The following is a 10,987-nucleotide window of genomic DNA, read 5'->3' on the forward strand; positions in this document are numbered from 1 at the left end:
CCGCCGATATCGGCAAGATCGAAGAGGGCCAGATGGTCACCTTCGCGTGGCGCAGCCTCCCGGTTTTCGTCGTCAATCGCACCAAGGCCCAGCTCGATGCGCTGCCCAGCCAGGACAGTCGCGTTGTCGATCCGAAGTCCGATGCGATCTCCGTCGAGCAGCAGCCGAAGTACGCGCAGAACATCAACCGGTCGATCAAGCCCGAATGGCTGGTGCTGGTCGGTCTGTGCACGCATCTCGGTTGCGTCCCCGATTTCGTTCCGGTGATGAAGCCCGAACCGTTCGACCCGAATTGGAAGGGCGGGTTCTATTGCCCCTGCCATAAGTCACGCTATGACATGGCCGGCCGCGTCTATCAGGGTGTGCCCGCGCCGAAGAACCTTCTGGTGCCGGACTACCACTTCATCGACGACACGCACATCCAGATCGGCGTGGCTCCCGGGGAGAAAGGTTGATGGCAAACGTGTTCACACGCATCGGCGATTGGGTCAACGAGCGCGCGCCCGGGCTGGCGCCGACCTATCGCAAGCACATGACCGAGTACTACGCACCGAAGAACTTCAATCTTTGGTACTACTTCGGTTCGCTCGCCCTGTTGGTGCTGGTCAACCAGATCGTCACCGGCATCTTCCTGACCATGAACTACAAGACGAGTGCGGCGGAAGCCTTCAGCTCGGTCGAGTACATCATGCGCGACGTGGAATGGGGCTGGTTGATCCGCTACATGCACTCCACCGGCGCGTCGCTGTTCTTCGTGGTGGTGTTCCTGCATATGTTCCGTGGCCTGATGTATGGCTCGTACCACAAGCCGCGCGAGCTGGTCTGGCTGTTGGGCATGCTGATCTTCCTGGTGCTGATGGCCGAGGCCTTCATGGGCTATGTGTTGCCGTGGGGCAACATGTCGTTCTGGGGCGCCAAGGTGATCATTTCGCTGTTCGGCACGGTGCCGTTCATCGGCAGCACGTTGCAAGAGTGGATCATGGGCGACTTCCTGCCTGCCGACGCCACGCTCAACCGCTTCTTCGCGCTGCACGTGATCGCATTGCCGCTGGTGCTGTTGTTGCTGGTGGTGCTGCATTTGGCCGCGTTGCATGAAGTCGGTTCGAACAACCCTGACGGCGTCGACGTCAAGCACGGCCCGAAGGGCAACCGTTGGGACGCGAACAAGCCGGCCGATGCCATCCCCTTCCATCCGTACTACACGGTGAAGGATCTGTTCGGCGTGGGCTTCTTCCTGATCATCGCCGCTTTCATCATTTTCTTCGCGCCGACTTTCGGCGGTTGGTTCCTGGAACACGACAATTTCATTCCGGCCAACAACCTGGTGACGCCGACGCACATCAAGCCGGTGTGGTACTTCACGCCGTTCTACGCGATTCTGCGCATGATTCCGTCGTTCTTCGGCACCGCCTTCTGGGGTGTGCTGGCGATGTTCGGCGCGATTGCATTGCTGTTCGTGCTGCCCTGGATCGATGCCGGCAAGGTGCGTTCGATCCGCTATCGCGGCGCCGGCTATAAGTGGTCGTTGGGCTTGTTCGCCGTCTCGTTCATCGCGCTGGGCGCGGTGGGTGCCGGCGTCGTGGCCGAGCTGATTCCGGAGTGGTTCGGCAATGTCGACGTGACCTTCTGGGAAAATGCCTTCGGTCGCGTCATGACGCTGATCTACTTTGGCTATTTCGTGTTCCTGTGGTGCTACACGCATCTTGGCTGGGAAAAGACCAAGCTGGTTCCGGAACGGGTGACGACGCATGACTAAGCGGTATCTTTCTTCGATTGCGCTGGCACTCGGCCTGCTGGTTGGCGCGACTTCGGCCTTGGCCGCGGAAGAGGGCGGTCTGCCGCATGCCGGCACCAACGTCGGCGATCAGGCCTCGTTGCAGCGTGGCGCCAAGCTGTTCTTCAACTACTGCGTGGGCTGTCACTCGCTCAAGTATGTGCGTTACTCGCGTCTGGCCGAGGACCTGGGTCTGTCGGAAAAGGACGTGATGGACAACCTCAACATGACCGGTGCCAAGTTCGGCGAGCCGGTCGTGTCGCACATGCCCGAAGCCAACGCACAGCAGTACTTCGGTAAGGCTCCTCCGGATCTCTCGCTGGAAGTGCGCGCCAAGGGTGCGGACTGGGTTTACGGTTACCTCAACTCGTTCTATCTGGACCCAAGCCGGCCGGTGGGCTGGAACAACGCGGTATTCCCGAACGCCTCGATGCCCAACCCGCTATGGGAGCTCCAGGGCCTGCAGGTGGCGGAGAAGAAGCCGGGTGAAGAAGCGGTCGAAAAGCTTTCGCTGTCCCAGCCAGGCAAGTTGACCCCGGCCGAGTACCAGCAGGCGACCCGCGACTTGACCACCTTCCTGGAGTACGCTGCCGAGCCGGCAGCCCTGCAGCGCCAGCACTACGGCATCTGGGTGCTGCTGTTCCTTGCCGGATTCACGTTCTTGGCTTATATGCTCAAGAAGGAATTCTGGAAGGACGTGCACTAAGGCGTCCGGTGTCCTGAACAGGCGGCGCTTTCCTAGTGGGGAGGCGCCGCCCGACGTCGACGGGGAGAAGAGCGCATGGTTCAAAGCGCACGTTCGCGTACCGTACTGACCCTCTACACCACTGCCGACGACGTCCAATGTCATCGGGTTCGACTGGTACTGGCAGCCAAGGGCGTCAGCTACGAACGGGTAGAAATCGACCCGAGCAAGCCGCCTGAAGACCTGATCGACCTCAATCCCTACGGCAGCACGCCGACCCTGGTCGATCGCGACCTCACCCTCTACGACACCTCGGTCGTCTGCGAATACCTGGACGAGCGTTACCCGCATCCTCCGTTGATGCCGATCGATCCGCTTTCCCGTGCGCGTCTGCGCCTGGCTTCGGTGCGTATCGAGCTGGATTGGCTGAGTCAGATCGCCGCGATTCGCGAGAGCGGCAAGGCTGCCGATGCCGGACGAAAGCGCCTGCGCGAGCAACTGCTGGCATCGCTGCCGCTATTCAAGGCCTCGAAATTTTTCCTCAATCCCGAAATGAGCCTGGTCGATTGCCTGGTGGCCCCTGTGGTCTGGCGGCTGCCCTGGTTGGGCGTAGATCTGGGGCGCGAGGGCAAGCCTATCCTCGATTATGGCGAGCGCCTGTTCCATAGCCAGGGTTTCGCCCGCAGCCTGACTGCCGAGGAGCGAGCAATGCGGCCCCAAGAGGTGCGTTAGAGGAACTCCTTCACGGTGTGAAACCCCGAACGGTATCGTTTGGGAAGCGATCTCCCTTAAAATGATCGCTTCGTGCCGACAGGCCGATCCTCTGCTCGAACTGGCTTTCAGCCGGTCTGCGTTGCACTATGCATGAGCCGCCGCTGGGCCGGCCCCGGGTGGGGCTGCCTGCGATGGCCTTAACAGGCTCTATCGATGACTGACGATTCCATCCCGATGAGTTCCAATCGGCCCTATTTGTTGAGGGCCATCTACGATTGGATTACGGATAACAACCTGACGCCTTACATCCTGGTCGATGCAATGCGCGATGGCGTGCGCGTGCCGCCGCAAGTGATCAAGAACGGGCAGGTCGTCTTGAATCTGGCCATGCGTGCCGTCGCCAACCTGGACCTGGGCAACGAATGGCTGAGTTTCCAGGCGCGTTTCTCCGGCGTCAGTCACCAGATCCAGATCCCCATCTATGCGGTGTTGGCGCTTTATGCTCAGGAGAACGGTCAGGGCATGATGTTTCCGGCCGAAGAAGGGGGCGATGTGCCGCCACCGTCGGGGCCTGAAGACGATACGCCGCCGCCGATCAGCGAAGGCGATGAGGGCGGTGAGAAGCCCAAGCGTTCCGCGTCGCACCTGCGTGTGGTCAAGTAACGCTGTCAGTGCAAATTCCGCCGATCGCGCGGCAACAGGGGTACTACCTTGTTGTCGCTCCGATCGGTAACTGGCGGCGGACCGTCAGGAATCTGCAGCTCGATGGTCGGCAGGCTCAGGCCGGTCATCGCGGTGCCGATCAACCAGAGGCGGCCCGGTTCGCGGTCATCGCCATCGATGCTTACCTCAAAACCGTAGCAGCGCTCGATACCTGATCGGCCATCGAGACGGCGCAGGCGCAGGCCGCGCAGCCCTACGGTTTCATCGAGCAATTGCAGCCCATAGCGCTGGCACTGCCGCCGGGCTTCCTCGACGGCCTGCTCGCGCGCGCGGTTGAGCTTCAGCCACAGGCCGACAATCGCCAGTAGCGTCAGAAGCAGAATGAGGTCGGAGAGCTGGCCCATGCTCCGAGTGTGGGGACCGGGTGGCAGGGATGCAAGCGGATCGGGCTCGCGGTAGGGTGGAAGGTACCCCTCCAATCCGTCGCGACTGAAGTCGCTCCCACAAGGATAGGAGAGCCCGGCCTAGCGTTGTGGGAGCGACTTCAGTCGCGACAAGGACTTGCGATAAGGCACGATTGTCGCGACGAAAGTCGCTCCCACAGAAGAGCCAGTTTTTAGAGGTTCCCTTCAGTCGCGACGTTCGTGCCTCGCCATAAGGTTTCAATCGAACTTCAGGCGCAACGACAAGTCGATAGCGCGAACGTTCTTGGTCAATGCCCCGATCGACACGAAATCCACGCCTGTAGAGGCAATGGCGCCGATAGTGTCCAGATCGACATTGCCAGATACCTCCAGCGGAATGCGGCCCGCCGTGATTCGCGCGGCTTCACGCATATCGGCTGGCGTGAAGTTGTCCAGCATGATCCGGTCCACGTCGGCCGCGATGGCCTGGGCCAGTTCGTCGAGGTTTTCCACTTCGACTTCCAGCAGCAAGCCCGGAGTCAGCCGCCGACCTGCTTCCACGGCAGCGCGGATGCCGCCGGCAGCAACGATATGGTTTTCCTTGACCAGGATGGCGTCGAACAAGCCGATGCGGTGATTATGACCGCCGCCGCAACGTACGGCGTATTTCTGCGCCAGCCGAAGGCCAGGCACAGTCTTGCGCGTGTCGAGTATGCGCGTGTGCGTGTTGGCGATCCTGGCGACGTATTCGGCTGTGGTTGTCGCGGTGCCGGACAATAGCTGCAAGAAGTTGAGCGCGGAGCGTTCGGCGCTGAGCAGCGCTCGCGCCTTGCCTTGCAAGTGACAAATGACCTCGCCGGCGTCGACGCGGTCGCTGTCTTCCACTGTCCAGTCGATCTTGACGTCGGGATCGAGACGGCGGAAGCAGGCATCGAACCAAGGGATGCCTGCCATGACGGCATTTTCGCGGCAGGTCAGCGAAGCGCGGGCCTGTGTATCGGCGGAAACAAGTTGGGCGGTGGCGTCGCCGGTGCCGATGTCTTCGGCAAAGGCACGCGTGACGTCCGCCTCGATCACGTCGGATGAAGGCGGATTCAAAGCAAATGGTGTTGTCATTCTCGGGTGGCGGAAGCGGCCGCAGTTTGGCTCAGGCGGCCAACGATAGCATCCAGCGCGCGATCGAACAGCGCCGTCGAATCGAGAATGCGTGCCATGCCCGCCGCCATCGCGGTTGCCAATTCGTACGGCGAGTAATCGCCGACCTTCAGGCCGCGACGGTTGACGAATAAGTAGCGGCCGCTCATCGGGCTGATCCAAGACAGCTTGGCGCGCTCGACGCTGTCTTCGCCGGTGGTAAATTCCAGCCAACTTCCGGGCTTGAGTTCGCGCACCTGCAGCAGCTCGGCGCTCTCTTCGAACGGCTCCTCCGGTTCGGCATCGGCGCGCGGGTCGTCGAGCGCATCCGGCTCTACGACAGGCTGGATGCTCTCCGGAATCGGCAGGGTGGCCGGTTCCTCGATGGCGCGCACATCGGCCTCGGGCACCGCTTCGCCCAACTGGTGGCGATAGTACGTATGCAACTGCGCCAGCAAGCGCTCGATATCGTGTTCCTGGAAGGCGACATTGGCCAGCCCACGGCGCAGCGCGCGTTCGATGCCCGGCAGCATCTGGCGCAGGGCCTTGCGATCTTCCATGTCGCGTACTGGCCGAGTGCTGGCAATGAATTCGTTGACGAAACGCAGCGACTCGCGAAATTCGTTGGAATCTTCGCCCTGACGCAACACCGTCAGCACCAGGTGATTGGCCCAGGCGCGGGTCAAGACACCATGAATCAGCGGCGGCAGATTGTGATCGCCGATGCGAGTGAGAATCTCACGTGCCGCGCGGCGGCGCGCCTGCTCCAGTTTCTCGCGGCCGCGGGTCGATTCGGCCACACGCTGCTCGGCCAACTCGGCGCGACGACGGCTGGTATCGAGGAATTCCTGCAGCTCGGCATTGAGGCGGTCGAAGATGCCGATGTCGTCGTCGAAATCCTGCAAGAGGCGATCGACGATGGATTTGATCTTGTCGTGCAGGCGATGGTCGCGATCGGAATCGGCGGACCACCCCTTGGCCGCATCGGCCAGGCCATCGAGCAGTCGGCGCGCCGGATGCTGGCGATGCGCGAACAGCTTGCGGTCGATGATGGCCGCCTTGAGGTACGGGATCTGCAAGCGCGCCAGCATGGCTTGCATTTCGGTGGGCAGGTTGCGGTCTTCGAGGATGAACTCGAACAGCATGCCGACCAGGTCGATGGTGTCTTCGTCCATCGTGGCGACATGGCCCGGCTTTTCGCCGCGCAGAGAGCCCAACTGCACCAGCAGTTGATCCTTGAGCTGCTGAACCTCGTGGGCCAGTTCTACCGAACTGAGCGCCGCAGTGCTGGTCGAAGCCATTGCGATGCCCGAAGCGGCCTGGCTTTGCAGCACGCTCAGTGCGCCGAGCAATTCGTTGGCGGTAGGAACCTGCAAGGGCCCGCCGAGCGAGATCGCGCGATTGTCCACCGGTCCGCGCCGCGCGCTGAACAAAGTACGTAGCGTCTGCAGCAGCTCGGCGCTGGAATCCTCGGCGAGGAAGCTCTCTGCCGTTTCGCCCATCTGCGCCGGGTCGGCCGCGTTGCCGGCGGAGGGGGCTGTACCCGTACCCCGCTGGGCGCCGCCGCGTTGGACTTCGTGGCGTAGCTGCGGAAGCACGCCAGCGCGTATGAGCTCGCTGCTGACTTCCTGGTAAAGCTCGTCCAGGGAAGCCATGACATAGCGGTCGAACAGCTTGTAGATGATCAGCTTGACGCGCATGTCGGCCGCCAGTTCGCGCATGGCCTGGCGGAACGCCTGGGCCAACGCGGAAGGGCCGATCGGGTTGTTGCCGTCGTCGATCTTGATGCCGCCGAAGATCACCGACAGGCGCTGGTTCACGGCGAACAACTCGCGCGTCAGGCGCGTTTCGTTCTTGCCGATCATGCTGGTGATGGCCAGCGACTCTTCTAATTCGTTGTCGGCAACCAGGGACAGCTCCACCGAGCCGATCGGCAGCGGCGCCGCAGGCTGGCCTGCGGCCGGGCTGCGATAGTTGGCGGCGAAATCGGCCAAGCCACGGGTAACCTGGTTGATGAAGGTGCGCTCGACATTGGGGCGGCGCTTGCGCACCTCCCGCATGCCGTCGAAATAATGCATCTGCGCAGCGTTGTTCTCGGCCTTTTCGGCCAGATCGAACAAGGCATCGTCGACATGTTCGAACATGCCGTTGACCAGAAGCTGCAGTCGCTTGCCAGCGATATCCCTGACGTTATGCAAAAGCGCACCCCCGCGCTCTCCGGACGGATCCAGGCGCTGGCTCAAACTGACAATGTTTGATGGCTCACTGGCGTCTTTCATCGCCACACCCCTGAAGTGTCGCCGTTGCGATGGCGGCGGTCCGGTGCCGCAAGTAAGTGGAAGACTAAGTGAAAACTCATACTTGCGCCATGCACCAGTTGGCATTCCCCATGGGGAATGCCCGCTGGAACGTTTTAAGCGACCGCAGGAAAATTCGGAAACTGGGTGGTTCCGATACCTTCCTCCGGCAGCATCACCGGAATGCCGTCATCGACCCGGTAGATCACTTTGCCGTCGACCGTAACCAGGGCCTCGCCGACCTTGTCCTTGATGCCCACGCCCGCGACAGTCTGGGCTTGCCCTTGGGCGATGGCCGCATTCAGGACATCCAGCTCGGTTTTGCTGGCTGGGCGGATGGCTCTTTTGCTGACAGGGCAGCAGAGCGTGTCGAGCAGGCGTTTGTCCATGGAAACTATCTAAAAGCACGCTGGAACGAGGAATGACCGTACAATATCCCCTTTTGGGTGACCGCGTCATGACCTTGCCAGCCAAGCCGCCTCTCGTCGGCGTCGTAATGGGCTCCCGTTCGGATTGGGAAACCATGGAGCATGCGGCCCAGGCGCTGACCGAGCTGGGTGTGCCGCACGAGGTTCAGGTGGTTTCGGCACACCGTACGCCGGACCTGCTGTTCCGCTATGCGGAGGAAGCGGCAGCGCGCGGCATCCAGGTCATCATCGCCGGTGCCGGTGGCGCAGCGCACCTTCCTGGCATGCTGGCCGCCAAGACCCGGCTGCCCGTACTGGGCGTGCCGGTGCAGTCCAAGGCTTTGAATGGCATGGATTCTTTACTGTCGATTGCGCAAATGCCGGCGGGTATCCCGGTCGGCACGCTGGCGATCGGCCGCGCCGGGGCGGTCAACGCAGGGTTGTATGCCGCCGCCATTCTCGCCCTGCAGGATCCTGAGCTGGCCAAGGCGCTGGATGCGTACCGCGCCCGGCAAACCCAGAGCGTGCTGGATCGCCCGGACCCACGCGTATGACATCGGCACGCCGACAGCCCGTGCTGGGCATCCTGGGTGGCGGCCAACTGGCGCGCATGATGGCCGTTGCTGCGGCGCCGCTGGGCGTAAAGACATTGGTCGTGGACAGTGCGCCGGATGCTTGCGCCGGCCAGGTGGCGCCGTTGATCGCCGCCGATTGGACCGACTACGAGGCCCTGGAGCGGTTTGCCGCTCAGGTGGACGTGGTGACCTTCGACTTCGAAAACGTGCCTGCCGAGACGGCACATCGCCTGGCTGAGCGCGTAGATGTATTTCCGGCACCGCGGGCGTTGGCGGTCGCGCAGGATCGGCTGGCGGAAAAGACTCTGTTTCGCGAATGTGGCCTCAATACACCGGCGTTCATGGCCGTCGACACGCGCGACGATCTGGATCGGGCACTCGCATCGGTTGGAGCACCGGCGATCCTCAAGACCCGCCGGCTCGGCTACGACGGCAAGGGCCAGTTCCGGATTCGTGCTCTGGCGGACGCCGATGCGGCTTGGATGGCGCTGGGCGCGCAGGCGGTTGCCCATGGGCTGATTCTGGAAGCCTTCGTTCCGTTCGAGCGCGAGTTGTCCGTCGTGGCAGCGCGTAGCCGCGACGGTGATTTCCGTACTTGGCCTTTGACGCATAACTGGCATACCGACGGCGTGCTTTCGCTCAGCCTGGCGCCGGCGCCGAATATCGAGCAGTTGCAGGCGCGCGCGACAGGTTTGGCGCGCACGCTGGCCGAGCATCTGGATTACGTGGGTGTGTTTGCATTGGAATTGTTCGTCAAGGATGGCGAATTGCTCGGCAATGAGATGGCGCCGCGCGTGCACAATTCCGGTCATTGGACGATCGAGGGGGCCGTCACCAGCCAGTTCGAAAACCACGTGCGCGCTGTGCTTGGCTTGCCGCTCGGCGATACCTCGGCGCGCGGCTGCTCGGCCATGTTCAACTGGATCGGCGAATTGCCCGATCCTGCGCCTGTGCTGACTACGCCGGATGGGCATTGGCACGACTATGGCAAGCAGCCGAGGCAGGGACGCAAGGTGGGGCATGCGACGGTGTGTGCCATGGATATGGCGGCATTGAAGCTGCGCGCGCACGGTATTGCGCAGGCGCTGCAGCGAGAGTCGCAGGTTCAGCCGCTGCTCGAACTCACCTGAACTTTGTGGGGGCGAGGCCAGGGAGTCCCCAGTCACCGATCTTTAATTGTCAATCCAGCGTGCGCCGGGTCCGGTGTATCGACGCTGCGGCGCACCTGCGCCGAGCCCGGACTCGAAGCGAATGCCGCAACGAAAAACGGAGCCGCGAAGGCTCCGTTTTTCATGGGGCGACTACGCCGGCTTACGCCAGATTCTTCGCCGCGAAATCCCAGTTGACCAGGCTCCAGAACGCCTCGACGTACTTCGGGCGGGCGTTGCGGTAGTCAATATAATAAGCATGCTCCCACACGTCGCAGGTCAGCAGCGGTTTGTCGCTGCCGGTGATCGGCGTGGCGGCGTTGCTGGTATTGACGATACCCAGCGAACCGTCCGGGCGCTGCACCAGCCAGGTCCAACCCGAGCCGAAGTTGCCCACGGCCGACTTGGTGAAATCTTCCTTGAACTTGTCGAACGACCCGAAGGCCTTATTGATGGCATCGGCCAGCTTGCCGCTCGGTTCGCCAGCGCCGTTGGGCTTGAGCGAGTTCCAGTAGAAGGTGTGATTCCAGACCTGCGCGGCATTGTTGAACACGCCGCCCGAGGACTTCTTGACGATATCGACCAGGTCCGCGTTCTCGAACTCGGTGCCCTTGATCAGGTTGTTGAGGTTGGTGACGTAGGCCTGGTGGTGCTTACCGTAGTGGTATTCCAGGGTCTCGGCGGAGATATGTGGCTCCAGGGCGTTCTTTTCGAAGGGCAGGGCGGGGAGTTCAATCGCCATGTCTGATGGCTCCTTGGCTTGTGGCTAGAGGGGAGTCGGACCGGCCCGGCCGAACGGCCGTCGTGGTTCGACTGATACACTACGGGTCTACGTGCATTGTAATGATGAAAACCCAAAATTATGGACGTTAACGAGCGAATCAAGACCGTCCTTTCCGAGCACGCCATCGTGCTCTTCATGAAAGGCACGCCGCAATTTCCCATGTGCGGCTTTTCCAGCCGCGCTGCCCAGGCGCTGAAGCAGGCTGGGGCGAATTTCCATGCTGTCAACGTGCTGGCCGATCCGGAAGTGCGCTCGGCCCTGCCGCATTACGCCAATTGGCCGACTTTCCCGCAGCTGTTCATTCAGGGCGAGCTGATCGGGGGCTGCGATATCATCGAAGATCTGAAGAACGCCGGGGAGCTGGAACGCATGGTGGCCGATGTGAGTGGCGCCGCATGAGCC

13 protein-coding genes are annotated in these 10,987 nt (G+C 62.1%); 8 read left to right on the forward strand and 5 right to left on the reverse strand.

Annotation, left to right across the window (positions count from 1 at the left end; translation table 11 throughout):
• From petA to VIM98_RS12435, 5 genes are all read left to right on the forward strand, one after another.
• Window positions 1–455: ubiquinol-cytochrome c reductase iron-sulfur subunit (gene petA / locus VIM98_RS12415; protein ID WP_331993423.1), on the forward strand; the 455-nt coding region annotated here is incomplete at its 5' end.
• Window positions 455–1,756 carry a cytochrome bc complex cytochrome b subunit gene (locus VIM98_RS12420; RefSeq protein WP_331993424.1) on the forward strand — a complete coding sequence of 434 codons (1,302 nt, stop codon included), beginning with the start codon at window positions 455–457 and terminating at the stop codon, window positions 1,754–1,756. The genes petA and VIM98_RS12420, both read left to right, overlap by 1 nt.
• Window positions 1,749–2,480: a cytochrome c1 gene (locus VIM98_RS12425; RefSeq protein ID WP_331993425.1), complete on the forward strand. Its 732-nt coding sequence runs from the start codon at window positions 1,749–1,751 to the stop codon at window positions 2,478–2,480. The genes VIM98_RS12420 and VIM98_RS12425 overlap by 8 nt, the downstream gene beginning before the upstream one ends.
• A gap of 75 nt (window positions 2,481–2,555) precedes the next feature.
• Entirely contained in the window at window positions 2,556–3,191 is a 636-nt protein-coding gene (locus VIM98_RS12430; RefSeq protein WP_331993426.1) for a glutathione S-transferase N-terminal domain-containing protein, read from the forward strand.
• A 195-nt stretch (window positions 3,192–3,386) separates the two neighbouring features.
• Complete coding sequence (locus tag VIM98_RS12435; protein WP_331993427.1) at window positions 3,387–3,836, forward strand: ClpXP protease specificity-enhancing factor; 450 nt, start codon at window positions 3,387–3,389, stop codon at window positions 3,834–3,836.
• Window positions 3,837–3,841: 5 nt separating this feature from the next.
• Here VIM98_RS12435 and VIM98_RS12440 read toward each other — a convergent pair whose 3' ends face one another.
• The 4 genes from VIM98_RS12440 to VIM98_RS12455 form a co-directional block, all read right to left on the reverse strand.
• Entirely contained in the window at window positions 3,842–4,240 is a 399-nt protein-coding gene (locus VIM98_RS12440) for a DUF3301 domain-containing protein (RefSeq protein ID WP_331993428.1), read from the reverse strand.
• A gap of 258 nt (window positions 4,241–4,498) precedes the next feature.
• On the reverse strand, window positions 4,499–5,356 hold the full coding sequence (gene nadC / locus VIM98_RS12445) for a carboxylating nicotinate-nucleotide diphosphorylase (protein ID WP_331993429.1): 858 nt from the start codon (window positions 5,354–5,356) through the stop codon (window positions 4,499–4,501).
• Complete coding sequence (locus tag VIM98_RS12450) at window positions 5,353–7,653, reverse strand: DUF1631 domain-containing protein (RefSeq protein ID WP_331993430.1); 2,301 nt, start codon at window positions 7,651–7,653, stop codon at window positions 5,353–5,355. The genes nadC and VIM98_RS12450 overlap by 4 nt, the downstream gene beginning before the upstream one ends.
• Window positions 7,654–7,787: 134 nt before the next feature.
• On the reverse strand, window positions 7,788–8,060 hold the full coding sequence (locus tag VIM98_RS12455; protein WP_331993431.1) for a hypothetical protein: 273 nt from the start codon (window positions 8,058–8,060) through the stop codon (window positions 7,788–7,790).
• 68 nt (window positions 8,061–8,128) lie between these two features.
• On the opposite strand from VIM98_RS12455, the gene purE reads away from it, so the two are divergent.
• Together purE and VIM98_RS12465 are read left to right on the forward strand one after the other, a co-directional pair.
• The gene (gene purE, locus VIM98_RS12460) at window positions 8,129–8,632 is read left to right on the forward strand and encodes a 5-(carboxyamino)imidazole ribonucleotide mutase (RefSeq protein ID WP_331993435.1); all 504 of its coding nucleotides are present in this window, start codon (window positions 8,129–8,131) and stop codon (window positions 8,630–8,632) included.
• A complete protein-coding gene (locus tag VIM98_RS12465; protein ID WP_331993432.1) occupies window positions 8,629–9,783 on the forward strand; it encodes a 5-(carboxyamino)imidazole ribonucleotide synthase in 1,155 nt (384 codons plus the stop codon). The genes purE and VIM98_RS12465 overlap by 4 nt, the downstream gene beginning before the upstream one ends.
• A gap of 181 nt (window positions 9,784–9,964) precedes the next feature.
• Here VIM98_RS12465 and sodB read toward each other — a convergent pair whose 3' ends face one another.
• Window positions 9,965–10,543 (reverse strand): superoxide dismutase [Fe], encoded by a 579-nt coding sequence (gene sodB / locus VIM98_RS12470; RefSeq protein ID WP_331993433.1) that lies wholly within the window; start codon window positions 10,541–10,543, stop codon window positions 9,965–9,967.
• 120 nt (window positions 10,544–10,663) lie between these two features.
• On the opposite strand from sodB, the gene grxD reads away from it, so the two are divergent.
• Window positions 10,664–10,984, forward strand: a complete 321-nt coding sequence (gene grxD, locus VIM98_RS12475; RefSeq protein WP_331993434.1) for a Grx4 family monothiol glutaredoxin — start codon at window positions 10,664–10,666, stop codon at window positions 10,982–10,984.
• Window positions 10,985–10,987 lie beyond the last annotated feature (3 nt).

Source organism: Dyella sp. (assembly GCF_036568765.1).
Lineage (GTDB): Bacteria > Pseudomonadota > Gammaproteobacteria > Xanthomonadales > Rhodanobacteraceae > GSA-30.

What these genes read in the sequence shown, in the direction of transcription:
- VIM98_RS12420 (WP_331993424.1), top strand. Translation starts at nt 455, where the DNA reads ATGGCAAACGTGTTCACACGCATCGGCGATTGGGTCAACGAGCGCGCG.
- VIM98_RS12425 (WP_331993425.1), top strand. Translation starts at nt 1,749, where the DNA reads ATGACTAAGCGGTATCTTTCTTCGATTGCGCTGGCACTCGGCCTGCTG.
- VIM98_RS12430 (WP_331993426.1), top strand. Translation starts at nt 2,556, where the DNA reads ATGGTTCAAAGCGCACGTTCGCGTACCGTACTGACCCTCTACACCACT.
- VIM98_RS12435 (WP_331993427.1), top strand. Translation starts at nt 3,387, where the DNA reads ATGACTGACGATTCCATCCCGATGAGTTCCAATCGGCCCTATTTGTTG.
- VIM98_RS12440 (WP_331993428.1), bottom strand. Translation starts at nt 4,240, where the DNA reads ATGGGCCAGCTCTCCGACCTCATTCTGCTTCTGACGCTACTGGCGATT.
- nadC (WP_331993429.1), bottom strand. Translation starts at nt 5,356, where the DNA reads ATGACAACACCATTTGCTTTGAATCCGCCTTCATCCGACGTGATCGAG.
- VIM98_RS12450 (WP_331993430.1), bottom strand. Translation starts at nt 7,653, where the DNA reads ATGAAAGACGCCAGTGAGCCATCAAACATTGTCAGTTTGAGCCAGCGC.
- VIM98_RS12455 (WP_331993431.1), bottom strand. Translation starts at nt 8,060, where the DNA reads ATGGACAAACGCCTGCTCGACACGCTCTGCTGCCCTGTCAGCAAAAGA.
- purE (WP_331993435.1), top strand. Translation starts at nt 8,129, where the DNA reads ATGACCTTGCCAGCCAAGCCGCCTCTCGTCGGCGTCGTAATGGGCTCC.
- VIM98_RS12465 (WP_331993432.1), top strand. Translation starts at nt 8,629, where the DNA reads ATGACATCGGCACGCCGACAGCCCGTGCTGGGCATCCTGGGTGGCGGC.
- sodB (WP_331993433.1), bottom strand. Translation starts at nt 10,543, where the DNA reads ATGGCGATTGAACTCCCCGCCCTGCCCTTCGAAAAGAACGCCCTGGAG.
- grxD (WP_331993434.1), top strand. Translation starts at nt 10,664, where the DNA reads ATGGACGTTAACGAGCGAATCAAGACCGTCCTTTCCGAGCACGCCATC.